General features: G+C 68.5%; 25 protein-coding genes. 14 read left to right on the forward strand and 11 right to left on the reverse strand.

The window, feature by feature from the left end:
- Positions 1–36: 36 nt before the first annotated feature.
- On the reverse strand, positions 37–168 hold the full coding sequence (locus tag AC07NS_RS09150) for a hypothetical protein (protein WP_494602803.1): 132 nt from the start codon (positions 166–168) through the stop codon (positions 37–39).
- A 72-nt stretch (positions 169–240) separates the two neighbouring features.
- Between AC07NS_RS09150 and AC07NS_RS09155 the strand changes: the two genes are divergently transcribed.
- The 4 genes from AC07NS_RS09155 (at position 241) to AC07NS_RS09170 (ending at position 2,233) form a co-directional block, all read left to right on the forward strand.
- The gene (locus AC07NS_RS09155) at positions 241–1,152 is read left to right on the forward strand and encodes a LysR substrate-binding domain-containing protein (RefSeq protein WP_494602804.1); all 912 of its coding nucleotides are present in this window, start codon (positions 241–243) and stop codon (positions 1,150–1,152) included.
- Positions 1,153–1,258: 106 nt separating this feature from the next.
- The gene (locus AC07NS_RS09160) at positions 1,259–1,465 is read left to right on the forward strand and encodes a DUF3126 family protein (protein WP_494602805.1); all 207 of its coding nucleotides are present in this window, start codon (positions 1,259–1,261) and stop codon (positions 1,463–1,465) included.
- An 82-nt stretch (positions 1,466–1,547) separates the two neighbouring features.
- The gene (locus AC07NS_RS09165) at positions 1,548–1,817 is read left to right on the forward strand and encodes a type II toxin-antitoxin system Phd/YefM family antitoxin (protein ID WP_494602806.1); all 270 of its coding nucleotides are present in this window, start codon (positions 1,548–1,550) and stop codon (positions 1,815–1,817) included.
- Complete coding sequence (locus AC07NS_RS09170; RefSeq protein ID WP_494602807.1) at positions 1,817–2,233, forward strand: type II toxin-antitoxin system VapC family toxin; 417 nt, start codon at positions 1,817–1,819, stop codon at positions 2,231–2,233. The genes AC07NS_RS09165 and AC07NS_RS09170 overlap by 1 nt, the downstream gene beginning before the upstream one ends.
- Here AC07NS_RS09170 and AC07NS_RS09175 read toward each other — a convergent pair.
- Positions 2,230–3,495, reverse strand: coding sequence for an MFS transporter (locus tag AC07NS_RS09175; protein ID WP_494602808.1), 1,266 nt, complete (start codon positions 3,493–3,495; stop codon positions 2,230–2,232). The two genes, AC07NS_RS09170 and AC07NS_RS09175, sit on opposite strands and share 4 nt — an antisense overlap.
- Positions 3,496–3,589: 94 nt before the next feature.
- On the opposite strand from AC07NS_RS09175, the gene AC07NS_RS09180 reads away from it, so the two are divergent.
- Entirely contained in the window at positions 3,590–4,201 is a 612-nt protein-coding gene (locus AC07NS_RS09180) for a TetR/AcrR family transcriptional regulator (protein ID WP_494602809.1), read from the forward strand.
- Here the strand turns inward: AC07NS_RS09180 and AC07NS_RS09185 are convergent.
- Complete coding sequence (locus AC07NS_RS09185) at positions 4,192–5,052, reverse strand: hypothetical protein (RefSeq protein WP_494602810.1); 861 nt, start codon at positions 5,050–5,052, stop codon at positions 4,192–4,194. The two genes, AC07NS_RS09180 and AC07NS_RS09185, sit on opposite strands and share 10 nt — an antisense overlap.
- Before the next feature lie 107 nt (positions 5,053–5,159).
- Between AC07NS_RS09185 and AC07NS_RS09190 the strand changes: the two genes are divergently transcribed.
- On the forward strand, positions 5,160–5,612 hold the full coding sequence (locus AC07NS_RS09190; RefSeq protein WP_494602811.1) for a hypothetical protein: 453 nt from the start codon (positions 5,160–5,162) through the stop codon (positions 5,610–5,612).
- Positions 5,613–5,843, forward strand: coding sequence for a GNAT family N-acetyltransferase (locus AC07NS_RS09195; protein ID WP_494602812.1), 231 nt, complete (start codon positions 5,613–5,615; stop codon positions 5,841–5,843).
- Positions 5,844–5,904: 61 nt separating this feature from the next.
- Here the strand turns inward: AC07NS_RS09195 and AC07NS_RS09200 are convergent, their stop codons facing one another.
- Both AC07NS_RS09200 and AC07NS_RS09205 read right to left on the reverse strand, forming a co-directional pair.
- Positions 5,905–7,896: an OPT family oligopeptide transporter gene (locus AC07NS_RS09200; RefSeq protein ID WP_494602813.1), complete on the reverse strand. Its 1,992-nt coding sequence runs from the start codon at positions 7,894–7,896 to the stop codon at positions 5,905–5,907.
- Between the two features lie 101 nt (positions 7,897–7,997).
- The gene (locus AC07NS_RS09205; protein ID WP_494602814.1) at positions 7,998–8,774 is read right to left on the reverse strand and encodes a PhoH family protein; all 777 of its coding nucleotides are present in this window, start codon (positions 8,772–8,774) and stop codon (positions 7,998–8,000) included.
- A 311-nt stretch (positions 8,775–9,085) separates the two neighbouring features.
- On the opposite strand from AC07NS_RS09205, the gene AC07NS_RS09210 reads away from it, so the two are divergent.
- The 4 genes from AC07NS_RS09210 (at position 9,086) to AC07NS_RS09225 (ending at position 13,732) form a co-directional block, all read left to right on the forward strand.
- Positions 9,086–9,613, forward strand: coding sequence for a gamma carbonic anhydrase family protein (locus tag AC07NS_RS09210; protein ID WP_494602815.1), 528 nt, complete (start codon positions 9,086–9,088; stop codon positions 9,611–9,613).
- Between the two features lie 330 nt (positions 9,614–9,943).
- The gene (locus AC07NS_RS09215; protein ID WP_494602816.1) at positions 9,944–11,608 is read left to right on the forward strand and encodes a choline dehydrogenase; all 1,665 of its coding nucleotides are present in this window, start codon (positions 9,944–9,946) and stop codon (positions 11,606–11,608) included.
- Positions 11,609–11,851: 243 nt separating this feature from the next.
- Complete coding sequence (locus tag AC07NS_RS09220; RefSeq protein WP_494602817.1) at positions 11,852–12,793, forward strand: aldo/keto reductase; 942 nt, start codon at positions 11,852–11,854, stop codon at positions 12,791–12,793.
- A 75-nt stretch (positions 12,794–12,868) separates the two neighbouring features.
- Complete coding sequence (locus AC07NS_RS09225; protein ID WP_494602818.1) at positions 12,869–13,732, forward strand: class I SAM-dependent methyltransferase; 864 nt, start codon at positions 12,869–12,871, stop codon at positions 13,730–13,732.
- Between the two features lie 126 nt (positions 13,733–13,858).
- Here AC07NS_RS09225 and AC07NS_RS09230 read toward each other — a convergent pair whose 3' ends face one another.
- Entirely contained in the window at positions 13,859–14,404 is a 546-nt protein-coding gene (locus AC07NS_RS09230) for a PAS domain-containing protein (RefSeq protein ID WP_110120663.1), read from the reverse strand.
- A gap of 179 nt (positions 14,405–14,583) precedes the next feature.
- On the opposite strand from AC07NS_RS09230, the gene AC07NS_RS09235 reads away from it, so the two are divergent.
- Positions 14,584–15,492: a hypothetical protein gene (locus AC07NS_RS09235; RefSeq protein ID WP_494602819.1), complete on the forward strand. Its 909-nt coding sequence runs from the start codon at positions 14,584–14,586 to the stop codon at positions 15,490–15,492.
- Positions 15,493–16,658: 1,166 nt separating this feature from the next.
- Here the strand turns inward: AC07NS_RS09235 and AC07NS_RS09240 are convergent.
- On the reverse strand, positions 16,659–19,592 hold the full coding sequence (locus AC07NS_RS09240; protein WP_494602820.1) for a M16 family metallopeptidase: 2,934 nt from the start codon (positions 19,590–19,592) through the stop codon (positions 16,659–16,661).
- A gap of 216 nt (positions 19,593–19,808) precedes the next feature.
- Here AC07NS_RS09240 and AC07NS_RS09245 point away from each other — a divergent pair, with 216 nt between their 5' ends.
- A complete protein-coding gene (locus AC07NS_RS09245) occupies positions 19,809–21,059 on the forward strand; it encodes a serine hydrolase domain-containing protein (RefSeq protein WP_494602821.1) in 1,251 nt (416 codons plus the stop codon).
- Positions 21,060–21,963: 904 nt separating this feature from the next.
- On the opposite strand, the gene hfaD is transcribed toward AC07NS_RS09245, so the two are convergent.
- The 3 genes from hfaD to hfaA are packed head-to-tail and all read right to left on the reverse strand — an operon-like array spanning position 21,964 to position 24,575.
- Positions 21,964–23,193: a holdfast anchor protein HfaD gene (gene hfaD / locus AC07NS_RS09250; protein ID WP_487292517.1), complete on the reverse strand. Its 1,230-nt coding sequence runs from the start codon at positions 23,191–23,193 to the stop codon at positions 21,964–21,966.
- Positions 23,120–24,124, reverse strand: coding sequence for a holdfast anchoring protein HfaB (gene hfaB, locus AC07NS_RS09255; protein ID WP_110120657.1), 1,005 nt, complete (start codon positions 24,122–24,124; stop codon positions 23,120–23,122). Before hfaB ends, hfaD begins: the two co-directional genes overlap by 74 nt.
- Positions 24,114–24,575 (reverse strand): holdfast anchoring protein HfaA, encoded by a 462-nt coding sequence (hfaA, locus tag AC07NS_RS09260; RefSeq protein ID WP_494602822.1) that lies wholly within the window; start codon positions 24,573–24,575, stop codon positions 24,114–24,116. The genes hfaB and hfaA overlap by 11 nt, the downstream gene beginning before the upstream one ends.
- A gap of 228 nt (positions 24,576–24,803) precedes the next feature.
- On the opposite strand from hfaA, the gene AC07NS_RS09265 reads away from it, so the two are divergent.
- Positions 24,804–25,235 carry a CBS domain-containing protein gene (locus AC07NS_RS09265; protein WP_110120655.1) on the forward strand — a complete coding sequence of 144 codons (432 nt, stop codon included), beginning with the start codon at positions 24,804–24,806 and terminating at the stop codon, positions 25,233–25,235.
- A gap of 83 nt (positions 25,236–25,318) precedes the next feature.
- Here the strand turns inward: AC07NS_RS09265 and AC07NS_RS09270 are convergent, their stop codons facing one another.
- Entirely contained in the window at positions 25,319–25,747 is a 429-nt protein-coding gene (locus tag AC07NS_RS09270; protein ID WP_494602823.1) for an RrF2 family transcriptional regulator, read from the reverse strand.
- Positions 25,748–26,128 lie beyond the last annotated feature (381 nt).

Here is a 26,128-nt window from a genome sequence, read left to right on the forward strand (position 1 = left end):
GGCATCCTAGAGGCAAGGTGGCTGAGCGGCCAAGCTTCAGCGACACGCCACCAGCCGCGCCGTCTCAAGCCTCGGCGCCGGCTTGGCCGTCATGCCGTAGATCGCCAGCGCCCACAGCGCCGCGACCGCCGCCCATTGCGCCGATGTGATTTTCCGCTGCCTGTCCATGTCCTTGCTTATCCGGTGGTTGCGGCCGCGCGGCTAACGACTTATCGGTCGAGGTCTGTGAGGTTTCGTCACATGGCTCGTCATCCGCTGCCACCGCTGAACGCCCTGCGCGCCTTCGAGGCCTTCGGCCGGCGCGGGCGCATGACCCTGGCCGCCGACGAGCTGTGCGTCACCCACGGGGCCGTCAGTCGCCAGATCCGCCAGCTCGAGGACCATCTGGGCGTCGCCCTGACCGAGGGACCGCGCAATCGCCTGGTCATGACCGAAGCCGGGCTGAAGCTGGCCGAGGGCCTGACCCGGGCCTTCGACATCCTCGACGAGGCCGTGCCGCGCCCGCCCGAAGACGAGCCTAGGCCCACGGTGGTCTCGTGCCTGCCGACCTTCGCCATGAAGTGGCTGATCCCGCGCCTGCCCGACTTCGTCGCGCGCTTTCCCGACACGCCGGTGCGGGTGGCCGAGTCCAACGGGCCGTTCGACTTTCGCGCCGACGGCGTGGATTTGGCCATCCGCATGCGCGAGCCCGACGCGCCGTCGTCGTCCGACGCCGAGGCGACGCCGTTTCTGGCGACCTTCGTCGGACCCGTCGTCGCGCCGGAACTGGCCGCGCGCGTCCGGACGGCGGCGGACCTGGCGACGCTGCCGCGCCTGCACACCCGCACCTACCTGCACAGCTGGGACCAGTGGGCGAAGGCCGCGGGTCTCGACCTGCCGGCGCCGGGCCTGGTGCGGGAGTTCGACCACTACTTCTACATGATCGAGGCCGCCGCCGCCGGGCTGGGCGCGGCGGTCGTGCCCTACGCCTTCGCCGAGCGGGACCTGGCGGCGGGACGCCTGGTGGCGCCGCTGGGCATGGCGGCCGAGCCGACGCTGCTGTGCGCCCTGACGCCCAGGACCGGCGCCTCGCGCGGGGCCCGGCGTTTCCGCGACTGGCTGGTGGAGCAGGGGCGGGCGACCGCGCCGCCGCCGTTTTCTCAACAGGCCTGAGCCGGTTCGCGCGCAAAAGGCCTTACACTTTGCGCCCGGGACCTCTAGTTTCCCGCCATTCCGCCCCACGGGGGCGAAAGCCCAATAACAAGATCAGGAGCCCCCCGTGGACGCCGCCGCCATCGCCAAGCTCGAAGCTCACCTGAAGCGCACCTTCGGCAACCCGCACATCGCCGTGAAGGCCCGTCCGAAGCAGAAGGACTCGGCCGAGGTCGAAGTGAAGGGCGAATTCATCGGCGTCGTCTTCCAGGACGAAGACGAGGACGGCTCCTACATGTTCGAGATGGCCATCCTGGCCGAAGACCTCGAATAGGCTTCAGCGCACCGTCGCTATGAAAAAATGACCATCCTGGCTATCCTGCCGGGGTGGTCATTTTTTATGGCGCGAGGGCGAGATGGCTGACGGGACCTGGAGCCTGGCCGAGGCCGAAGCCAAGTTCGGCGAAGTGGTCGAGCGAGCCCGCACGCAAGGGCCCCAGCATCTGACCCGGGACGGCCAGGACGCCGCCGTGGTGCTGTCGGCCGAGGAGTACGAGCGGCTGCGCAGCGCGGCGCCGGGGAAACCACACGCCTGGCTCGATCCCAAATACCGAGTGCTTAGCGATGAGGAGCATGCCGAACTCTTCGCCCGCGACCAGGATCCTGGGCGGGTTGTCGAATTCTGATGTTCCTGCTCGATACGAACGTCTTTTCCGACGCGACGAAGTTGAGGCCCCATCCGGGTGTCGCGCGATGGCTGGCGGACCAGCCAGTGGCGGTCCTGTTCATCAGCGTCATGAGCGTGGCGGAGGCAGGCTATGGCGTCGAGCGTCTCGCGCCGAGCCGCAAGGCGGAAAGCCTGCGGGACTGGCTCGATGCGGTGGTCGCCGATTTCGGTGAGCGGCTGCTGCCCGTCGATGCCCAGGTGGCCATGGCCCAGGCCCGCATCCGCCGCGCCGCCGAAAACGCCCGTCGGACAATGCCATCGATCGACGCCTTCCTGGCCGCCACCGCCGAGGTGCGCAGCCTGACCCTGGTCACCCGCAACGTCCGCGACTTCGAAGCCTGGGGCGGTCCCGTACTGGATCCCTGGAACGCCTAGACCGCCATCGCCTTCACCTCGCGCCGGATCAGCAGCGAGGCGCCGGCCGCGACCAGGCCGGCGACGCCGGCGATGACGAAGGCCTGGACGTACTGGCCCTGGGCGGCGCGGATCAGGCCCGCGCCGACGGCGGCCGTGGCCGCGCCCAGCTGGTGGCCGGCGGCGATCCAGCCGAACACGATCGGACCGTCGCGGTCGCCGAAGGCCTGGGTGGCCAGGCGGGCGGTCGGCGGCACGGTGGCGATCCAGTCCAGGCCGTAGAACACCGCGAACACCGACAGGCTGACGATCGAGAAGTCCGAATAGGGCAGGTAGATCAGCGAGAGGCCGCGCAGGGCGTAGTAGACGAACAGGAGCTTGCGCGGGTCGTAGCGGTCGGTCAGCCAGCCCGAAGCGGTGGTGCCGAAGAGGTCGAACAGGCCCATCAACGCCAGCAGGCCGGCGGCGCGGACCTCGGGCATGCCCCGGTCGCCGCAGAAGGCGATCATGTGCACGCCGATCAGGCCGTTGGTGGTCAGGCCGCAGATGAAGAAGCCCAGGAACAGCAGCCAGAAGGTGCGGGTCTTGCTGGCCCGCGCCAGGGCTCCGAAGGCGCCGGCCAGGGCGTTCGAGGCCGAGCCGCGCGGCGGCTCCACCCAGTCCTCGCCCGCGCCGAACGGCTTGTGGCCGATGTCGGCGGGGCGCTCGGGGATCAGCAACCAGGCGATCGGGGCCATGATCGCGGCGACGCCGGCCACGGTCAGCACCACGGGCCGCCAGCCGCCGTGCTCGGCGATGAAGGCCATGGCCGGCAGGAAGATCAGCGACCCCGTGGCCGTGGCGGCGGTCAGCAGGCCCAGCATCAGGCCGCGCCGCTCGACGAACCAGCGATTGACGATGGTCGCGCCCAGCACCATGGCCACAGCCCCGCTGCCGAAGCCCGCCAGCACGCCCCAGGTGGCGACGTAGTGCCAACTCTCCGTCATGAAGGCCGAGAGCCCGGTGGAGGCGGCCATCAGCACGAGGGCCAGGCTGACCGTCTTGCGCACGCCGAACGACTGCATCAGCGCCGCCGCGAACGGACCCGTCAGGCCATAGAGGAAGATGCCGATGGCGGCGGCCAGCGAGATCGAGCCGCGATCCCAGCCGAAGCTCTTTTCCAGCGGCAGGATCAGCACGCCCGGCGCGGCCCGCAGGCCGGCCGCGGCCAGCAGGGCCAGGAAGGTCACGCCCGCCACCACGAAGGCGTAGTTGCGGCCGAAGGGGCGGCGGATCGCGGCCATGAGCTGCTCCAAGCGGAAAATGTAACCGATCGGTACGGGTCTTGATGGCGTTGTACGTACCGGTTAGTAACATCGTCAAGAGGCCTTGTTCACGATGACGAAAACCGACGCCGACACGCCCCTCCACCTGCAGCCCTACGCGCCCGGCGCGCGGGCGGCCGAGAAGATCTTCGAGACGGCGCGCGACCTGTTCTATCGGGAAGGCATCCGCGCCGTGGGCGTGGACGAGATCGTCAGCAAGGCGGGCGTGACCAAGCCCAGCCTCTATCGCAGCTACAAGTCAAAGGACGACCTGGTCGCCGCCGTGCTGCGCGAGGTGGAGGAGGGCTTCTGGGACCGGTTCAAGTCGGCCGAGGATGCTTTCCCGAACGATCCCAAGGCCCAGATGGTCGCCTATTTCGAGGGGCTGGCGGCGCGGTCGGTCGGCGACGACTATCGCGGCTGCGCGCTCAGCAACGCGGCGGTGGAATATCCCGACCGCCAGCATGCCGGCCGCATGGTCTCGCAGACCCACAAGGAAGACCTGCGCGCGCGGTTGCGCGCCAAGGCCGCCGAGATGGGCGCGACCGACCCCAAGGCCCTGGGCGACGCCTTCCTGCTGCTGATCGAGGGGGTCTTCACCTCCAGCCAGATGTTCGACGGCGACGACAAGCCGGCCATGGCCAGCGTCGGCGCCGTGAAGGCCCTGATCGCCGCCTACTGCTGAGGCGGCGCGGCTTTCGCGCAGGCCTCGGCGGCCTTGAGGATCGGAATGACGAGGTCGCCGATCCGCCAGCTGTCGGTCTCGATCGTGGTGAGGCCTTTGTCGCCGCGAACGTTCAGGGTGTAGGTCCAGAAGTTCGAGTGCGGCGCGGGCGCCTGGCCGACGACGTCGTCGCCGATCCCGGTCATGTCGAAGCGCAAGTCGATGATGGAACTGTCGAGATTGGCGAAGGCTTCAGCCATGGCCGGGCAGTCGCGGGAATCCACCCGGTCAAGGCGGGCCGCGGCCTTCAGCGCGTCGTCGGGCGAGGGCGAGGCCGCGAACATCCGCGCGCGATCGACGCGCCACCAGTTCGCGCCGGGCTCGACGCCTTCGGCCCGCAGGTGGCGGGCGAGGGCGGGGGCGTCGAAATTGGCCTGCATCCAGCGCGACAGGGCGTTGGGTCCGCCCAGTCCGCCGACGTCGTCGGGGATCTGCACGCGCCGCAGGACGACGTGGCAGGTCGTCTGGTCGAAGCCGTAGGGCGGCTTGGGCCGGCAATAGACCTGGGCGTCGCCGGTGGTGAAACGGCCGAGGTCCCAATGGGCCTTGAAGCGCAGTTGGGTCGCGCCGAACCCCTGCTCGCCGGGCGGCGGGAGCGGCGGCGCGGCGAGCAGGGCGTCCATGACCGGTCCCTTGCGGGCCTCGATCCAGTGTCGCCACTGCTCGTAGGGGCCGCTCATGTCGTAGCCGTCGATGGGCTGCTGCAGTTCCAGTGGAGTGAGCATCGGCGGCGGCGGAACGCCGCGGGCCGAAGCGCCGGCGGAAACGAAGGTCGCGAGAAGACCGGCGCCGAGCGCGAGAGCGAACTTCATTTCCGTCCTTCGTGTGGAGATCGAACGGTCTCAATCCTAGATAGCTGTGAGGCGGCGGTCACCTCTGCAAAGCTCCCCGTGCTCGTATCGACTTTCCGGAATCCGCCATGGCCGCCCACCTTCTCGACCGTCCCGTCTGGTCCAGCCTGACCGGCCGGCAGGCGCACTTGGCGATCGCGAATGGCGTCGCGTTGCGGATGGATCCACGCTTTGGCCTGTTCGCCGCCGTGGCCGAGGAGACGCCAGAAAGCCTGGCGGCCCTGGGCGCGCTGGTCCGCGAACATGGAAACAGCGGCCTCGTCGAGCTTTCTCCGCCGCCACCGATCCCCGGGACGGCGGTGGTTTCCAGCGCCCTGTGCTGGCAGATGACGGCGTCGGCGATTACGCCGCTCAAGCCGGTCGACTTCGAGATCGTCGCGCTGACCGACGCCGACTCGCCCGAGATGCTGTCCCTTGCGACCCTGACCAAGCCAGGGCCGTTCTTTTCGCGCACCCACGAACTGGGCGAATTCGTCGGGGTGAAGGTGGGCGGCGAACTGGCGGCCATGGCCGGCGAGTGAATGCGGCCAGACGGCTTCACCGAGGTCAGCGGCGTCTGCACCCGTCCCGACTTCCGGGGCCAGGGCTACGCCGCCGGACTGATGGCGCATGTGGCCGGCAAGATCCTGGCGCGGGGCGAGACGCCGTTCCTGCACAGCTACGCCGACAACGTCGGGGCCAATGCGCTCTATCGGGCGCTGGGGTTCGAGCGGCGGGCGGACGTCTGGTTCACCGTGCTGGCGGCGGCCTGAAACGAAAAAGACCCCGGAAGCGGAAGCTTCCGGGGTCTTCGTCTTCAGCGGAAAAAGCCGATCAGGCCTCTTCCGTCTTCCGCGCCTGGATGCGGCACCAGGCGTAGAGCGCCACCACCAGGATCGCCGCGACGACCAGGGCGATGATCATGCCCAGGTGCTCGGGCGGCGGCGAGGCGATGGCCAGGGGCGCGCCCTTGTTGGTGGCCACGATCAGCAGGGCCAGGGCCACGTTGAACAGGCTCTCGCCGACGATGAAGCCCGAGGCGATCAGCACGCCCAGGCGCTTGGCGACCTCGGCCTTGCGGTCCTTGGCGACCACGCGCTCGAAGATCCAGCCGGCGACGGCGCCGACCACCACCGGGGCGGTCACGGCGCTGGGCAGGTAGATGGCCAGGCCCACGCCCAGCGGCGGCAGGCTGAAGCGATCCTTGCTGGCGCGGCGCAGGACGATGTCGATCACGACGAGGGCGAGGCCGATCAGGGCGCCGACGCCCAGCAGGTCCCATTGCAGGTTATGGCCGATGACGCCCTTGGCCAGGGTCGAGATCAGCGTCGCCTGCGGCGCGGCCAGGGGCTCGGCGCCGGGCACGACGTTGAGGTTCGGCGCGCCGACGAAGCCGTTGGACTTGGCCAGCAGGTCCAGCACGAACGGGATCACCACGGCGCCCGACAGCACGCCGATCACCAGGGCCGACTGCTGCTTCCACGGGGTGGCGTCGACCAGCTGGCCGGTCTTCAGGTCCTGCAGGTTGTCGTTGGCCACGACGGCCACGGCCAGGACGGTGGCGGTGACGTAGAGGGCGAAGGCGACCAGGGCCTTGGCGGCGTCGGGGCCGATCAGGCCGCGGCCGATGGCGCCGACCAGCAGCGAGGCGCCCAGCACGGTCAGGATGGCGATGCCCGAGACCGGGCTGTTGGACGAGCCGATCAGGCCGGCCATGTAGCCGCAGACGGCGGCGGCCAGCAGGCCGGCGAACACCAGGTAGGCGACGCCGATGATGGTCAGCGGCAAGGCCAGGCCGCCGGCCGGACCGGCCAGGGCGAAGGCGGCCAGCAGCCAGCCGGCCGGGGCCAGCAGGGCCACCGACACCAGGCCGACGACGAAGATCGGAATGTCCTGCTCGACGCGCGGGATCTCGCCGGAACCCGAGCGGCGGGCCTTGCCGGCCTCGAAGGCCGAGACCAGACCGCGCCAGATCGGCACCACCAGCTTGCCCAGGGTCCAGATCGCGGCCGCGCCGATGACGCCGGCGCCCAGGAAGCGGACCTTGGTGGACCAGACCTTCAGGGCGTGGTCGGCGACGCTCATGCCGGCCTCGGCCGGGAACACGCCGGTCAGGATCGGCACCAGCACGGCCCAGGCGATGAACAGGCCGGTGAACATGGCGATGCCGACGGTGATGCCCATCAGGTGGCCCGCGCCCATCAGCGCCAGCGAGCTCGATGCGCCGATGCCCGTCGCGCCCTTGCCGACCTTGAAATAGGTGGCGACCTCGGCGGCGAAGATCTTGGCCGCGCCCAGGGCCGCGAAGGCCGCCGACGCCAGGGTGCCGGCGATCACCGCCCACAGGCCCGCCTTGCCCTCGGCCGCGCCTTCGCGCGAACCGGCGCCGACCTTCAGCACCTCGGCGGCGGCGACGCCTTCCGGATAGGGCAGGGGCGAGTTGGTGACGAGCGCCCGGCGCAGGGGGATCGTGTACATCACGCCCAGGATGCCGCCGACGGCGCAGATGCCGAAGGTGGCCAGGAACGGGATGTTCGACCACCAGCCGATCATCAGCAGGCCCGGCAGCACGAAGATCACCGAAGACAGCGTGCCGGCCGCCGAGGCGATCGTCTGGACGATGTTGTTTTCCTGGATGGTCGAGGTCTTGAAGAACCGCAGCAGGGCCATCGAGATCACCGCGGCGGGGATCGAGGTGGCGAAGGTCAGGCCGACCTTGAGGCCGAGATAGACCTGGGCGGCCGTGAAGACGACGGTGATCAGGATCCCCAGAAGCACGCCGCGGAGCGTGAACTCCGAGCGTGGGGCGGCAGCGGCATCGGACATATGGGGTCCCAAAACAGTTAAGGCGGCCGGACCTTGCAGTCCGACCGCCCCATACTCAAGCCCGTAAGGGCAAGTTCTGTTATGAAATTACAGAATTAGGGTCACAGAACGCCGAGCATCTCGGCCACCAGGGGATGACGGACGATGTCCTTGTCGGCCAGGCGGACGACGGCGATGTTCGACAGCTCCTCGAACTTGGCGGCCACGTCGGCCAGGCCCGAGATGCCGGGCAGCAGGTCCGACTGGTTCGGGTCGCCCGTGACCACCATGGTCGAGTGCCAGCCCAGGCGGGTCAGCAGCATCTTCAGCTGCATGTAGGTGCAGTTCTGGGCCTCGTCGATGACCACGAAGGCGTTGTTGAGGGTGCGGCCGCGCATGAAGCCGACCGGGGCGATCTCGATGGCGCCCTCGGCCATCAGGGCCCGCATGCGCTTGACCGAGAGGCGATCGGTCAGGGCGTCGTAGAGCGGGCGCAGATAGGGAGCCAGCTTGTCTTCCATGTCGCCCGGCAGGTAGCCGATCGACTCCCCGGCCTCGACGGCGGGGCGCGACAGCACGATGCGGTTGACCCGGCCGGCCTCCAGCGCCTCCACGGCCTTGGCGATGGCCAGGTAGGTCTTGCCGGTGCCGGCGGGACCCAGCGCCATGACCAGGTTCTTGGAGTCCATGGCCTCCATCAGCTGGGCCTGGCCCGGCGATTTGGGTTTTATGGTTTTGATGTAGCTCTGATCCCTGGGCGCATTGTCGGTGTCGCCCAGCGGCGACCAGCCGCCGCGATGTTCCACCGGCAGACGACGAACCTTGCCGTCGTCGTAGCGATCGTCCGCGCCCTCGCGCACCATCCGCTTCAGGGCTCGCTTGGTCATCAAAGCCTCCATTCAGGCATGAAAAAAGGACGAGGCCGTGAGGCGTCGTCCTTGGGTCGATGAGAGGAGCAGAAGACGGAGCCGCAGGCGCGGCCGGGCGGCTCGGTGGAGCCCCAGGAAGGCGGTGCTGTACGCCGGAACGCCGAACGCAAGACCCTGTTCTCCGTCGTCAGGAGGCCGCGGTCGGTATGGTCCGCGGCGGATACGGAAGGAAGTCTCCCGATGAAGGGATGTTCCATGCCGAATCACCGGATTTACAATGGGGTGATTATGGTTTCTGACCGATTAAGATTCTGCGTGCCAAAAGAACACGGGGTGTACGGATGACTGTCTATTCGTTGGGCGATGCGGCGCCGCGGCTTCCCCTGGAAGGCGAATACTGGATCGCCCCCAGCGCCAGCGTGATGGGCAACGTCGTTCTGAAGCAGAACGCCAGCGTCTGGTGGGGCGCGGTGCTGCGCGGCGACAACGACCCGATCACGATCGGCGAAAACAGCAACATCCAGGACGGCTCGGTGCTGCACACCGACGCCGGCATTCCGCTGACCATCGGCGCCAACGTCACCGTCGGTCACATGGTGATGCTGCACGGCTGCACGATCGGCGACGGCTCGCTGATCGGCATCGGCTCGATCATCCTCAACGGCGCCAGGATCGGGAAGAACTGCCTGATCGGCGCCGGCGCCCTGATCACCGAGGGCAAGGAGATCCCCGACAACGCGATGGTGGTCGGCGCGCCGGGCAAGATCATCCGCGAGGTCAGCGAGCATCAGGCGATGATCCTGCAGGCCTCGGCCCTGCACTACGTCGAGAACTGGAAGCGCTATCGCGCCGGCCTGAAGGCCATCTGAGCCGGAAAATGCAGGAGCGCCGCCCTCTGGGGGGAAGACGGCGGCGCTCCTGACGGACCCGCGCGGGGGGCTCGATGCGCGGGGCTTCTCACGGCGGCAGCGGGACTGAAGCCGCCGTTGGAAGTTCGGATGACCGGAAGGCGCTCTCCACGAAGCCGCCGATCGATCTGATGACCGTCATGATGGCGGGCAGGTTTGCAGATCGGATTAAGGTTGAGTCTTCGCAAAATCCGTAACGACGTTATGGCGGCGTTTACGCGCCCTCTTGCCGCCGTCGCCCGGCCGGGTCACTCTCTGTCTTAACAACGATAACATTGTGGGAGGGACGCCATGTCGGGCACGCGCTACGACTACGTCATCATCGGCGCCGGTTCGGCGGGCTGCGTGCTGGCCGCGCGGCTGAGCGAGGATCCGGCGGTGAAGGTTCTGCTGCTGGAAGCCGGCGGCAAGAACGGCTCGGTGCTGGTGCGCATGCCCGCGGGCGTGGGCGAACTGATCAAGGCCAAGGGCGAGAGCAACTGGGGCTTCTGGACTGATCCGGAGCCGCACCTGGACGGCCGCCGCCTGTGGTGGCCGCGCGGCCGGGGCCTGGGCGGATCCTCGGCCATCAACGGCATGATCTACATCCGCGGCCATGCGCGCGACTATGACCAGTGGCGGCAGATGGGCCTGTCGGGCTGGTCGTATTCCGAGGTGCTGCCCTACTTCAAGCGCTCGGAGACCTTCCACGGCGGGGGCTGCGACTATCATGGCGGCGACGGGCCGCTGCACGTCTCGGCCGGCGAGTCCGACAGCCCGTTCTACAAGGCGGTGATCGAGGCGGGCCGCCAGGCGGGCCATCCGGTGACCAAGGATTTCAACGGCTATCAGCAGGAGGGCTTCGGCCCCTACGATCTGACCATCCGCGACGGCAAGCGCTGGAGCGCGGCCGCCGCCTATCTGGCCGGGGCTTTGTCGCGGCCGAACCTGACCTGCATCACCGAGGCCCGCACGACGCGGATCCTGGTCGAGAAGGGGCGGGCGATCGGTGTCGAATATGTCGCAGGCAAGGGCGGCCAGACGGCGGTCGCGCATGCCGACGCCGAGGTGCTGCTGAGCGCCGGCGCGGTGCAGTCTCCGCAAATTCTGCAACTTTCGGGGATCGGCGACCCGGAGGCGCTGAAGGCGCACGGCATCTCGACGGTCCACGAGTCGCGTGGCGTCGGCCAGAACCTGCAGGATCACCTGGACGTCTGTCTGTCGTGGACGACCAAGGGGCTGAAGACGGCCTATTCGGCCAACAAGGGGCTGAACAAGCTGGGCGTGGGCCTTTCGTACCTGCTGATGGGCAAGGGCATCGGTCGGCAGAACTTCCTGGAGTCGGGCGCCTTCCTGCGCTCGCGGCCCGATCTCGACCGGCCCGACCTGCAGATCCACGCGGTGTTGGCGATCATGCAGGACCACGGCAAGGTGGTGGTCGAGAAGGACGGCTTCACCCTGCACATCTGTCAGCTGCGGCCGGAGAGCCGTGGGACGGTGGGCTTGCAGTCGGCCGATCCGTTCGCCGATCCGAAGATCCTGGCCAACTACCTGGCCGCCGACGAGGACCGCCGGGCCATGCGCGAGGGCGTGCGGATCGGCCGCGACGTCGCCGCCCAGGCGGCGCTCGATCCCTATGTCGACAGCGAGTACGCGCCCGGCGCGGCCGTGAGGAGCGACGCCGAGATCGACGCCTGGATCCGGGCCAAGGCCGAGACGATCTATCACCCGGTCGGCACTTGCCGGATGGGCGCGGCCGGCGATCCGCTGGCGGTGGTCGACGACCAGCTGCGAGTGCAGGGCCTTGCGGGCCTGCGGGTGATCGACGCCTCGGTGATGCCGACCCTGATCGGCGGCAACACCAATGCGCCCACGATCATGATCGCCGAGCGCGCGGCCGACCTGCTGCGCGGCAAGGCGACCCCGGCGCCGGTCGAGGTGCCGGTGTTCGACGGCGCGTCTGCTGCGGCGGCTTGAGTTCACCACACCTCCGTGAAATCCCCGCGAAAGCGGGGACCCAGGCTTTTTCTGAAACGCGTGGCGCTTGACGATAAAACACCTGGGCCCCCGCTTTCGCGGGGGTTTTACGGAAGAGGGCATACGGGCGGTTTCGGATAGATCCCACGCCCGCGCCCAATAGGCCTTATTTCAAAGTTTGATTGGGCGAGGGCGGGGAAAACCGCCCACAGTCCACGGCCGTCTTCCATCAGGACCTGCTTCATGAGCCAACGCCCCCTCGGCCGCTCCGGCCTCTCGATCGCCCCGCTGGTGTTCGGCGGCAACGTCTTCGGCTGGACGGCCGACGAGGCGACCTCGCACCGGCTGCTCGACGCCTTCGTCGACGGCGGCTTCGACGCGGTGGATACGGCCGATGTCTATTCGGCCTGGGTTCCGGGGCACGAGGGCGGCGAGTCCGAGGCGACGATCGGGCGTTGGCTGGCGGCCGGCGGCAAGCGCGACCGGATCAAGATCCTGACCAAGGTGGCCAAGTGGCCCAAGCGCCCCGGCCTGTCGGCCGCCAACATCGTCGCGGCGCTGGAAGACTCGCTGCGCCGGCTGCAGACGGATTACGTCGACCTCTACCAGTCGCACGAGGACGATGCGGCCACGCCGATCGACGAGACGCTGGAGGCCTTCGACCGGCTGGTGAAGGCCGGCAAGGTGCGGGCCATCGGGGCCTCGAACTTCACGCCCGAGCGCCTGGAGGCTTCGCTGAAGACCTCGGCCGACAAGGGCTTGGTCCGCTACGAGTCGATCCAGCCGAAGTTCAATCTCTATGACCGCGACGAGGTCGAGGGGGCGCTGGCGGACCTCGCGGCGCGGGAAGACGTCGGGATCATACCGTTCTACGGCCTGGCCGCCGGCTTCCTGACCGGCAAGTATCGCAGCGAGGCCGACCTCGAGGGCAAGGCGCGCGGGCGGACGGTGAAGGGCTATCTGAACGACAAGGGCTTCCGGATCATGGCCGCGCTCGACCAGGCGGCGGAGGCGACCGGCGCGAGCCCGGCCCAGATCGCCCTGGCCTGGATCGTCGCCCATCCGGCCATCACCGCTCCGATCGCCAGCGCCACCAGCGTCGCGCAGCTGGACGAGCTGCTGGCCGGCGCCCGCCTGACCTTGCCGCCCGAGGTGATCGCGGCGCTGGACGCGGCGGGGCAGTAGTCGACAGGGGCAGTCGACAGGACCGGACGGCGGGGCTACAGCTTGTTGAGATCAATTCTCAACTGAGGCCCCGCCATGACCGAGCGCAACGTCCACCAGATCGCCGACTGGAACGGGCGCACCGGCGAGCGCTGGGTGGCGAACCAGGCGCGGCTGGACCGGATGCTCGACGCCTATGGCCGGGCGGCGGTCGCCGCCGCCGCGCCGGCGCCGGGCGAGCAGGTGCTGGACATCGGCTGCGGCGCGGGAGCCGGCAGCCTGGCGCTGGCGGCCCTGGTCGGGGCCAAGGGCGGGGTGCTGGGCGTCGACGTTTCCGAACCGCTGGTGGCGCGGGCCCGCGAGCTGGGCGAGGACCGGCCCAACGCTCGCTTCCAGGTCGCCGACGCCAGCCGGGCCTTGCTGCCGGTGGCGCAGTTCGACCTGCTGTTCTCGCGGTTCGGGGTGATGTTCTTCGATGATCCCGCCGGCGCCTTCGCCCATATGCGCCGGGCGCTGAAGCCGAACGGCCGCCTAGCCTTCGTCTGCTGGCGCGGGGCGGGCGAGAACGACTGGGTGCGGCTGCCGCTGAAGGCGATCGCCCCGATCGTCGGCCCGCCGACCGCGCCGCCGCCCGAGGCCCCGGGGCCGTTCTCGTTCGGCGACCGGGCGCGGGTGGAGCGGATCCTGGGCGAGGCCGGCTTCGTCGATGTCGAGCTGACGCCGATCGACAGCCGGATCGTCTTCGGGGAAGGCGAGACGCGCGAGGCGGCGATCGCCGACGCCGTGGACCTGGCCTTCCAGGTCGGCCCGCTGACCCGCGCCCTGGCCGACCAGGCCAAGGCGGTGGTGGAAGAAGCCAGGATCGCCGTGCGCGACGCCTTCGCGGCCAAGGCGCAGGACCGGTCGGTGGTGATCGACGGCGCCGGCTGGATCGTCACCGCACGCAACGGCGACGCCTAGTAAATCCGGGAGGAGGGGGCGCTCCCGCCGCGAGGCGCTCTCCCGAGCGTCCCCCTCCGTCCCTTCGGCGTCGCACCCGGCAGTGCGACGCAAGCCTCCCGCTCCAGAGTCCGGGAGGAAACCTTCTCAGGCGATCAGCCGGCCGTCCAGGCTGGCCAGCCGCAGGCGCGGGGCCTCGGCATTGTTGGGGCCGAGCGCCTGGATCCGGCGCACGCCCAGTTCGTAGGCCGGGCGGCCCATCAGGCGCTGCATCATGGCGATCGGCTGGTAGAGGCCCAGGAACCGGTCGACCTCGCCGCTGGCGCCGGTCATCGGGGCCAGCAGCACCTCCATGCCGACCGAGGCGACGCCGTGGGCGCGGATGTCGGCGGTGACGACGACGGGCTCGGCTCGGCGGCGGGCGACCTCCAGGGCCGACTTCACCTCCAGCCGGTGCGACAGCGCCCAAAGCGACAGCGAGTCCTCGCCGCGCAGGTCGCGGGCGTGCAGATCGGCCACGAAGCCGCCGGTCAGGCGGAACGGATAGCGGCCGGCCGAGCGTCCCAGGATGAAGACCTGGGACAGAATATCGAGGAAATCGCCCGGATCGACATCGGCGCGGGCCGGCATGCGCGCGGCGCCGGCCTGGGTTCGCCAATAGTCTATCAACCGTTCCGTGCTTGGATGGAACATCGTCGTCCCCTGGCGGGTCCACTTCGCGGTCCAGATCGACCGCATGGGGCTTGCTAGGAGAACCGGGCCAGGGGCCCCGTCGTATCGTCTTGGCACAGAGTCGAGGCGCGGCGGGTCCATGGCGCGCTTCTTGCTGGTGAACCGGCTGGAAGACGCACGCTGTGTGAAGGGGAGACGCCATGACGGCGCCGAAACTGACCGTGTCCAAGCTGTGGATCGCCATCGGGGCGGCTATGGCCGGACTCTTCGTGGGCGGCGTCGCCTACGCCCAGTGCAACAGCGGCTGCACGACCACGCCTCCGAGCTGCTGCACCCCGCCGCCGGCGCCGCCGCGCCCGCCCAAGCCGCCTAGCGGCTGCAACAGCGGCTGCGGTGGTGGCGGCGGAGGCGGCAAGACCTCGGTCAATGTGAACGTCAACGTCAACGCCAGCGCTTCGGCCAACGCGTCGGCCGGCAGCAGCGCCGGGGCCGGCGCGGGCGCCAGCTCGACCGTCTATTACGGCGGCGGCGCGCATGGCGGCTACTATTCGGGCCCGCAGGCCACCGGCTACATCGACGGCCTCAACGTCGTCGGCGGCGAGACCGCCCGCCGCACGGCCTATGAAGCCACCCGCACCAAGTTCAAGCGCGTCGTCGTCCGCGCCGTCTGCCTGGACGACAAGGACATCCCGCACCCGGCCTCGCAGGTCACCCCCGACCGCGACATCGACGACCTCTATGACGGCGAGCTCTATCGCTGCATCGCCGGCAGCCGCATGCAGTACGTGATCGGCGAGTACGACAGCACGATCGACGTCAGCACCGGCGGCCGCGGCGCCCAGACCTATATCTGCCAGAAGAACGAGGCGCTCTATCACACGCCTGGTATTCGTGGTGGCGAAGGCGGCACCCTGGTCTGCCGTCCGCAGCGTCCGGCACGCGACTGCAACGAGCGCTCGCTGCTGCGCCGCTACGGCGCCGGCGTGAAGATCCTGAGCATCCTGACCACCGAGACCTACACCGCCTATCGCGAGGAGACGGTGCGGGAGACGCGGTCGTCGGGCATGAGCCTCAGCCTCGACGGCGGCGTCGGTGGGGTGGTTTACTAGCACCCCAGTCCATCGAAACGAGAAAGGCCTCCGTTCGAAAGAGCGGAGGCCTTTTTCTTTTGCTCCTCACCCGCTTGCTGGGGAGGGGGATCACGAAGTGGTGGAGGGGGCGAAGCTAGGCGCTTTGTATGCCGCCACTTCCTCTGTCAGGGCTCAGTAGCGCTAGGACACGCTGACCTTACGACTATCCACTACGTCGATGTTCCAGAGAAGGATCTGCAAAAAGGGACTATTATTTCATCGGCTTTTGAGAGGAGGGATCAGGGTAAAGCGAAGGCTCTCGCATTAACTGATCCAAGTTGATCAAAAGCAGCGAGAGTGCTTGTCGGATCTCGCCTCTCTTCTGCGCTACGTGAGCGAGCTCACCCGGACCACCTCCATAGCTAAACGACATCATGGGTGGGCGAAACAAAAAGCGCTCAGCTGGGTAGTCACCAAGGTCGCGACGCAACCAATTAGCGGTTTCGTTCAACCAAAGATCACAAGAATTTATGAGGGACTGCAAATTCGCATCGTTGGATGGAGTGTCTAGTTCTCTGTAAAGTCTAGATCCTGTCACGTATGATGTTTTGAATTTTTCGAGGAGGGGGCCGCGAACGAGTGTCGGACTTACGGTCTGATTGAGCTGAGAGACATTCCCGATTGTCATCCCGCCCAATTGGCCGGTTGAATTGACAGATCCAATCTGGGCGGCAGGAGAGGTAGCTGGCTCTTCTACACGCAATTCGGCGGCAAACGCGTCTTCCAATGCTAACGCTCCTAGAAGCACAAGCGCGCTAACGCTCTGGCGTGCCCACGTTAATTGTACCGACATTTCCCGCAGTGATGCCCCCTTGCTGATTGGTCGATGTGACCGAACCGACTTTCCCTTCGAATTCATTTATCTGAGAGGCTGCGGTGCGCGCAGGCTGTCGCGCCTTCACAGGGCTCGGTGCTTCGGTGGCTTCCTTCGCGGGCTTCGACACGGCCTCTAAAACCGGCGGTACAACTGGCGGCAGCTTAGTTAGATCATCGTAGGCGCGCTTAAAGGCCACGCCTGCAAACAGCTGAACGACCGCACATATCGCGATCGCAGCACCGGAAAGCAGCAAAGTAAGCTGAGCAGACATTCCGTCAAAGTAGCACAGCTTCTAAGGGTCGCTCAAACCGTCAGCTTAGGATCATGGTCACTTCTCCGGCTTGACCTCGAAGGTCCAGCTCTTGTCGTCGGACAGGAAGCTGCGGGCGGCTTTCTGGACGTCGGCGGCGGAGACGCGTTGCAGGCCGGCGATCACCGAGCGGGTGGCGTCGAGCAGGCGCGGGTCGGTCTGGGCGCCCGAGAGCGCGCCCAGCCAGTACTCGTTGGTCTCGCGGGCCTTTTCCAGCTGGTCGATGCGCGGCAGCTTGGCGCGTTCCAGCTCGTCGGCGCTGACCGGCTTGTCGCGCAGGTCGGCGGCGATCTTGCGGACGCTTGCGACCACCTGGTCGAGCTTTTCGGGCGGCACCTCGACCGACAGGCCCAGATACCCCCAGCCGGGGAAGGTGGCGTTGGCCGTGGCCGAGACCGAGGGCGAATAGGTCGCGCCCTGCTTCTCGCGCAGTTCGTCGATCAGTCGCAGCTGCATCACCTGGGCCAGGACCTGGATGTTGCGCGAGCGCTGCAGGTCGCTGAACAGGTCGTCGGTCTTCCAGGCCATGAACAGCAGGCCCTGGTCGGCGCGGCCCTTGTGGGTGCGGATCACCGGGGTCTTGGACGGGGCGGGGAAGCCGACCTGCTTGGCCTCGGCCGGGGCCGGTGCGCCGGCGCGGACGGGCAGGGCGCCGAAGGTCTCGGCCACGGCGGCCACGGCCTTCTCGACCGTGGTGTCGCCCACGACGACGACCTCGATCTGGCCGGTCGACAGGGGTTGGCCGACGGCGGCCTTCAACTGGTCGATCGAGCCGGCCGCGATGTCCTGGCGGCTGGGGAAGGTCCAGCGGCCGTCGTTCGGGTGCATCAGCCCGGCGAGGTCGCGGCCGACGACGCCGCTGTTGGTGCGCTCCAGCTGGTCGTGGATCGTGCCGTAATAGGTCTTGATGCGGTTGAAGGCCTCGGACCGCCAGCCGGCGTCGGAGGCGTAGGCCGCCAGCACCTGCAGCTCGGTCGAGAGATCCTCGGGACGGGTGCGGCCGCTGAGCACGAAGGCGTCGTCCTCGACGCCGAGGCCGGCGTTCCAGACCTTGCCGGTCAGCACCTGCTCCATGTCCTGGGCGGTGATCTGCTTGAGGCCGCCCTCGATCATCGACGAGGCCGACCACAGCGGGCTCTGGCCGGCCTTCGACAGGTCGAGCAGGCCGTTGCCGATGCGGGCCTTCACCAGGATCTGGTCGTCGCGGAACTTGGTCGGCTTGACCGTCAGGCGCACGCCGTTCTCGAAGCGGACGAAGACGGTGTCGAGGTCGGCGACGTCCTTCTGCTCCACCGGCTTGCCGGTCGGGCCGAACACCGCATAGGGCCAGGCCGTGACCACCGGGGCGGCCGGCGGGGTGACCGGGGTCTTGGTCGAGTCCGTATAGGCGGCGGTGACCGTGGCCTCGCCGCCCTCGATGGCGGTCGGGGTGGGCAGCACGATCAGCGGGCCCTGGCCGGCGAACAGCGACCGCACGGCGGCCGAGACGGCGTCGGCCTTGAGGTCCTTGGTGATGGCGTCGAAGCCGGCGAGGTTCTGCGAGGGGCTGGTCGGCACGTCGCGGTCGCCCAGGCTGCCGACGATGGCGCCGGCCAGGGCCGGGGTGCGCTGGGTGGCCTCGCCGGCGGCGGCGGCCTGGTAGCCGGCGCGCATGGCGGTGATCTCGCGGTCGAGCTCGTCCTGGCGCACGCCGAACTGCACCAGGCGGCGCTGTTCCTGGTCGAGCACCTGCAGGGCGGTCTTCCAGTCGCCCGGCTTCACCTGGGCGAACAGGCCGTTGATCTGGACGGCGTGGTACTGGTCGTTGCGCAGGGCGCCGGCCGAGATGAACGGCGGGGTCTCGCCGCGGGCCAGGGCGCGCAGGCGGCGGTTCAGCACCGCCATGCCCAGGGATTCCAGCATGTATTCGCGGTCGGTGGCCTTGGTCTCGATCCGCTGGTCGGCCGGTTGCGCCCAGCCGATCTGCACGGACTCGCCCGAGCCCGGCTCGACGATGACCTTGGCGGTCAGGCCGCGTTGGGCCACGGCGCCCAGGTCGGGGCGCTTGCCCGGCTCGCCCACGGCCTTCCAGTCGCCGAAGCGGGCCTTGATCTTGGCCTCCATGGCGTCGAGGTCGAAGTCGCCGACGGCCACGAACACCGCGTTCTCGGGCCGGTACCAGGCCTGGTAGAAGTCGCGGATGCGCTGGGCCGGGGCGGTGGAGATGACGTCGGTCGTGCCGATCGGCAGGCGCTCGGGCGGGCGCTGGCCGGCCAGGTTGAAGGCGAAGCCCTGCTTGAAGACGCGGTAGCCGGGGGTGTCGCGAGTGCGTTCCTCCGACAGCACCACGCCGCGCTCGCGGTCGACGGCGGCGGGATCGATGGTCAGTTCGCCGGCCGCCTCGCGCAGCAGCATCATGGCGTCGTCGACCGTGCCGTCGTCGGTCTTGGGCAGGTCTAGGGTGTAGGTCGTCTCGTCGAAGCTGGTCGAGGCGTTGGTGTCGGCCCCGAAGGCCAGGCCCCTGCGCTCGAGGATCTTGACCATGTCGCCTTCGGGCACGTTTTTCGAGCCATTGAACGCCATGTGCTCAAGGAAGTGGGCCAGGCCCTGCTGGTCGTCGGCCTCCATCAGCGAGCCGGCGTCGAACCAGAGCCTGAGCGCGGCCTGGCCGGGCGGGGTGGCGTTCTTGCGCAGGGCGTAGCGCATGCCGTTGGGCAGCACGCCGAAGCGGATAGCCGGATCGACGGCGACGTCGGAAATCTCGTGCGGCCACTGGCCGGGCTTGAGGTCGGAGAACTGCGGGCCCGAGGTCTTGACCGGGGCGATCGGCGCCGGGGCCGCAGGCGGCGCGGCCGAGGCGGTCGGGGCGTCGGCCTTCTTGCTCGAACCGGGCAGAACGGAAGGCAGGGTGGAGCAGGCGGTGAGCGCCAGGCCGGCGGAGACGACGAGCGCCAGGCGCGAGACGGATATCATGGCTACCGATCGATTGCGGAAGAAGTCGAAGCTCAACTTGGGCGGCGCGCGTGGCGCAAGCAAGGCCGCGCGGCGGCGGATTCGGCCGGGGCGACTTCCGGTTTGCAACATCGGGCCGCAAGCCTGTGGGAAACTCGCGGTTCCGGCCTTGCGCAAGCCCGGCGCGCATCCCACTCCGTAGAAAGGCCGGGCGTCCGGCGGCGAGGGAGCAGCGAAATGCGTCGATGGCTTGCGGGCGTTGCGGCCCCCCTGGCGATTTGGGCGGTGCTGGCGGGCGCGCCGGCGATGGTTCAGGCCCAGGCCGTGGGCAAGCCGGCGGTGGTCGCGCAGAACCAGGACGCGGCTTTGGCGGCCTGCATCGACGCGGTGCTCGACCGCGCCGTGGCCGACCAGCGGCTGGTGGGCGCGGTGGCCCTGGTCTCCCGCGACGGCAAGCTCGTCTACCACCGGGCCGTGGGCCTGGCCGACCGCGAGGCGGCCGCCCCCATGCGGGAAGACGCGGTGTTCCGCCTGGCCTCGGTCAGCAAGCCGTTCGTCAGCGTGGCGATCATGCGGCTGGTCGAGGAGGGCAAGCTGTCGCTGGCCGATCCGGTGACCAAATGGCTGCCCGACTTCAAGCCGGCCCTGGCCGACGGCTCGGCCCCGACCATCACCATCGGCCAGCTGCTCGACCATACGGCTGGCCTGACCTACGGCCTGTCGGAGACGGCGCAGCACCCCTACCACAAGCTGGGCGTCTCGGACGGGCTCGACATCTCGGGCCTGAGCCTGGACGAGAATGTCGCCCGTATCGGCAAGGGTCCGCTGGCCTTCGCGCCCGGAAGCGCCTGGCGCTACTCCCTGGCCATCGACGTGCTGGGGCTGGTGGCCGAAAAGGCCGACGGCCATCCGCTGCCGCAGGTGGTCGAGCGCACCGTCACCGGACCGCTGGGCCTGAAGGACGCCGGCTTCCAGGCCAAGGACCCGGCGCGTCTCGCCACCCCCTACGCCAACGCCAGCCCGGCGCCGACAAGGATCACCGACAATCAGGACGTCTCGCTGGGCGCGACCGCCGTGCGCATGGCCCCCAGCCGCGCTACCGATCCGGCCGCCTTCCCCTCGGGCGGAGCGGGGATGGTCGGCACGGCCGGCGACGTGCTGGCCCTGCTGGAGGCCGTGCGCACGGGCGGCGGCAAGGTGCTGAAGCCGGCCAGCGTCAAGCTGATGACCACCGACCAGGCCGGGATCAAGGCCGCCACCCAGGGGCCGGGCTGGGGCTTCGGCTACGGCTGGGCCGTGCTCGACGATCCGGCGGTGGCCAAGACGCCGCAAGGCGTCGGCACGCTGGCCTGGGGCGGGGTCTATGGACACAACTGGTTCGTGGATCCGAAGGCTGGTCTGACCGTGGTGCTGCTGACCAACACCGCGTTCGAAGGCATGAACGGCCAGGTGACGCGCGAACTGCGCGACGCGGTGTACGGGCGGTAAAATCCTTCTCCCCTTGCGGGAGAAGGTGGCGGCCGCCCCGAGGAACCTCCCCCTGTGGGGGAGGTGATCGCGCAGCGATCGGAGGGGGGAGTGGTTGCTGATCGTCCGACGCCTCGAAAGCTGAAAACGGCCCCCCACCGGCCTTCGGCCGCCTCCCCCACGGGGGGAGGTTCCTGGGCGCGCGGGTTGGCGATCTCACGCGGTGAACCGCTGAGGGGATGGAGAGGGCGCGGGACGTCCGAGCCTCGCCCGGATGTGTGAGTTCTAAATACCGTTTCGACGAAGCTTAGACGCCCCGCGCGATCATTTGACCTCAGGCCGGGGCGCGCGGGCCTCTTCCGCCCTTCACCCCTTCCCTCGCAAGGCTCCCCCGTTCATGCGGCCAGGAGTGCGTCAGGGCGCGTACCCTTGGACGGGCGGGAGCCTATTAGGCAGACCCCCGACGGATGGGTTTACGTCCCCCATCCTCATTTAAGCCTTCAGGCCCGGCTCTCGCCGCTCCGTCAGCCCCGCTCGATCGCATCACCGCCGCACGCTTCGGGCCGGATCCTTGCGCCCTCTCCCTGCGACGGGACAGCTCTGATTATGCAGCGAGTTTCAGCGCGTCTGATCCAGAACGCTGAGAAAGTTGTAAGGGGTTGGATTGGTTGGAGTTTGGTTCGAGATCGCCGGGGATTGAGGGCGCTCTATCCCCGTCAGCACCCCAACATCCGTAAAATCCCCGCGAAAGCGGGGACCCAGGCTTTTTCTGCAACCCACGGCGCTCGACGATAAAACACCTGGGTCCCCGCTTTCGCGGGGATTTTACGGAGGAGGGGAATGCGCGGAGCCCAGTCTCGCCCCCTCCGTCACGCTGCGTATCAGCAGCGCGCCACCTCCCCCGTTTCACCGGGGAGGAGCAAAGTCAGTTCCGGATGTAGAACGCCGCGTTGTTGCCCGTGGCGCTGGCCGTGCCGGTGACCGAACGGGCCGAGCCGGTGACCGTGGTGGTCGAGCGGGCCGAGACGTCGGCGCTGTTGGACTGGTCGTTGGAGACGCTCATCGAGCCGCCGCACTGGCTGCAGACATAGCCGGTGACCGAGTTGCCGGCCGCCGTGGCGCTGGCGCCGATGTCGTAGCCGGTGTCGCCCGTGGCGCTGGCGATCACCTCGACGCCGCCGCCGTCGTTGGTCTGGACGTTGTCGAGCACCAGGGCCGCGCCGGTGTTGCCGACGATGGCGTTGTTGCCCACGCCGTTGGCGCTGGCCTGGGCCGCGCCGTAGAGATACGAGCTGGTCTCGGCCTGCGAGCGCACATAGGCGGTGTTGTACTGGTGGTTGGCCACGTCGAGCAGCGGCCCGGTGTTGCTGGCCGACAGATCGTTGGCGACGGCGGTGGTCGCCGTGCTGGTCAGGTAGCTGTTGCCATAGGCGGTGAACTTGCTGGCTTGCACCAGGTCGGAGGTGTTGCCCTGGTCGGCGATCACCCGGGCGGCCGACTGGTTGTAGCCGCCGATCGCGATGCTGTTGCCCGCCGCCGCGCCGGCCACGGTGGACGTGCCGCTCACGTACTGCACGATCGCCCCGCCGTCGGCCAGGACGTCGCCGGAATTGGCCTGGCTGATGCGCGCGCCGGCCGAGCCGTTGTCGAGATAGAGCCCTTGGGCGTTGCCCATAGCCTGGGTGGCCATGGTCAGGTCGCCCGCCTGGGCGGTCTCGCCCTCGACCTGGCCGCGGGCGGTGACCGCGCCGCTGTTGGTCTGGACCGTGAAGCCGGAATAGGTGGCCTCGGTCATGTCGACCGAGCCGTTGTTGCCGGTGGCCACGGTGGTGACGTCGCTGGAGGCGCCCATCGACCCCGAGGCGTTGACCACGCCGTGGCCGTAGACCGAGCCGGAGTTCACCTGGTTTGAGGTCGCGCTGACGTCGGCGCGCTCGCCGCCGATGCCGACGGCGTTGCCGGTGGCGGTGGTCGTGGCGCTGACGCCCTCTTCGACGGTGACGACGTTGAGGGTCTGCTCGGTGAAGACCTCGCCCAGATTGACCTGGTTGTTGAGAACCTGGCCCTGGGCGAAGGCGACGCTAGTAGCGACCGCGACGCACAGAGGGATCGCTGCGATCGTTCCAGCGAGACGGATCTTCGCGGGTCTGCGCATTGTTGGTTCCCAGGTTGTTGTAGGCGGGCGTGTAGGCGCCCGTGACGCCGACGGTGTCGGCGCCGAACGGATCCGACTGCAGGCAGCTCTGGGGACCGGGCATGCCGTAGAGGTTGGCGCTCATCTCGACGACCGAGCGCTCGATCAGCGAGCGCACGGCCAGTTGCACCGGCTCCAGCGCGCCCTTGCCGCCCGACAGGTCGAAGACGTTGTTGTTGGCGAAGGCGAAGATGCCGGCGCTGACTTCGCGGCCGATCACCTGCTTCTGGTAGGAGATGACGTCTTCCACCACCAGGGTGCGGCTGTTGATCAGGCGCAGGTCCATGGCGATGTTCATCACGAACAGGCGGCGCTTGAAGTTGGCCTTCAGGCCGTCGCTGTCGAGGTCGCCGCCATAGAGGTCGGCGCCCGCCGAGTGGATGTTGTAGTTCAGCTCGGTGACGCCGCCGACGAGGTAGAAGTCCGAGCCCGCGACCTGGCCGGCGACGATCTTGCGATAGTCGGCCGGGGCGTCCGGCGTCGGGGCCGGGCGGTCGGAGATCAGCTTGTTGTTGGCGTACTTCAGTTCGAGCTCGGAGACCGAGGTGTCGAAGCGCTCGACCATCGGCATGCCGGCCTTGGCGAAGGCGGTCATGGCCATCAGCGAGGCGCCCTGGGTGACCTTGCGGCCCGAACCGTCGGACTCTTCCTTGCCGGTGTAGTCGGCGATGCGGCCCACGGCGATGCGCGGGGCGGCGACGCGGTTCTGCCGGGCGTAGCTGGCCAGGCAGTTCAGCGCGGTCGAATAGGGGGTCGGGTTGGCCGTGACCGGCGCCGTGCCGATCGGCCGGGCGTAGTTGCCCGCGTCCAGGCGCTTGGGCACGCCGCCGCCGCAGGCGCTGAGCGCCGAGCAGGCCGCGGCCACCAGCAGGAGGATCCGCTTAGTTGCCATTGGAGACACCGCCGTTGGTCGACGAACCGGCGGTGACATTGCCGTTGTTGACCTGCTTGGAATTGACGATGACCACGTTGTTGCTGCCCTGGGTGATGACCGTCAGGTTGTTGCCGATCGCGGTCGAGCTGGAATAGCCGCCCAGGCTGCCGACGCCCGAATAGCTGTCGAGCGAGCCCGACGAGCTGCGGCTGGAATAGACGCTCTGGTCGCTGCCGGTCAGCATGACGCCGTCGACGATGACGCGATTGCCGTTGGCGTCGCGGGTCGAATAGTCGACGATCTGGTTTTCCTGCCCCGCCGTGCGGCCATAGCCGGCGTTGTACGAGGCCGAATTGGTGCTGACGCTCTGGGCGAAGGCCGGAACGGCGCCCGAAATCAGGACTCCGGCTGCGACGAGAGCCGCGCCGTAGGCCCGGACGAGGGGCTTGTTGTTCTTATTTGAGGCCATGACGGGCTCCGCGACTGTCTGCCAGGGGATCGCAAGCAACCCCCGTGCCAAAACCGGACACGCCAATCCTAGGCGCCAAGGTATCCAGAATTGGTTAAACGCGCGCCGCGCGGCGGTTGGGGCGGTCGATCGGAGGGCCGCGCGTCCTTTGGCGTCTCTTACGCCATTGATCCCGGAGCGGGATTGCGAGACCCTCGTTCTCCAAGAACCATAAGGGAGGATTGAGCTTTGCTGGTGTCTCAGATCCTGAAGGACAAGGGCGACCTGGTGTTCACCGCCTCGCCGCAGGAAACCGTCGGCGCGGCGGCCGCCCTGCTGCACGCCCGCAAGGTCGGGGCGATGGTGGTGCTGGAGGCCGACGAAAGCATCGCCGGCATATTGTCGGAGCGCGACATCGTGCGGCAGATCGCCAAGGAGGGGGCCGGCGCCCTCACCAAGCCGATCTCGGCCTGCATGACCCGCGACGTGATCTTCGCCCAGCCGGACGAGACCATCGAGGCCCTGCTGGCCAAGATGACCGACCGGCGCATCCGCCACCTGCCGGTGGCCAAGGGCGGTCGGCTGGTCGGGATCATCTCGATCGGCGACCTGGTGAAGTACAAGATCCAGGAGACCCAGGCCGAGGCCGATGGCCTGAAGGCCTATATCGCCGCCGGCTGAGGCCGGGGCGGGCGAGGGCGCTCTCTTTTCTATAGGGAGCGCCTCCATATGAGAGAGCGCCCTTACATATGGAGAGAGGCGCGTCAGCCGATCAGTTCGGCGCCCGTGCCGGTGACCGCGTCGGCCAGGGTGTAGCCCTCGAGCACGGCGGCGGTGGCGTCGCGCGCCCGCAGCAGGGCCTCGCGCAGGGCGCAGGTCACCAGGTCGCTGCAGTCCTCGCAGCGGCGGAAGGCGGTGCGGCTGACGCAGGGGGCCAGGGCCAGCGGTCCGTCGACCAGGCGGATGATCTCGGCGAAGTTGATGTCGGCGGCCGGGCGGGCCAGCAGGTAGCCGCCGAACTTGCCGCGGCGGCTGGTCACCAGCTTGTGGCGGGCCAGGCCCAGCAGGATGGCTTCCAGGAACTTGCGGGGCGCGTCGGCGCGCAGGGCCAGTTCGCCGGCCGTGACCTGCTCCTCGGCGCGCGCCAGTTCGATCATCGCGCGCAGGGCGTAGCGCGCCTTCTGGGACAACATAGACGACCCCTCTTCTATAGAGCGCTCTATGGAGCCACGGCGGGGCGGGGCGCAAGCTGTTCCGTTCACGGTTCCATGCACAGATCCGCCCACAGCTAAGGGCGCGGGGCGGGCGGAATCGGCTTGCGGCCGGCGGAGGCCCCACGTAGAAGCCGCACCTCGCCGCGGGGGACGCCTTCGCAGCTTCGGAAATGAAGGTTTCGACTTGCATTTTCGGCGCTGGATCGCTAAATTCCGCGGCCTCAATCGACTCGGGCAGCTGGATTGCCGACGACCTCAGGGTCTTCGGGAGGGAGCGCTTTTGTTGCTTTCTGGGGAGCTTCGGTTCTTCGGAAAGTTTCGAAAAGAGTTGGTTGACTGGGCAGGATTGCTTCACTAGAA

The organism is Caulobacter sp. GW821-FHT10A10, from assembly GCF_059415745.1.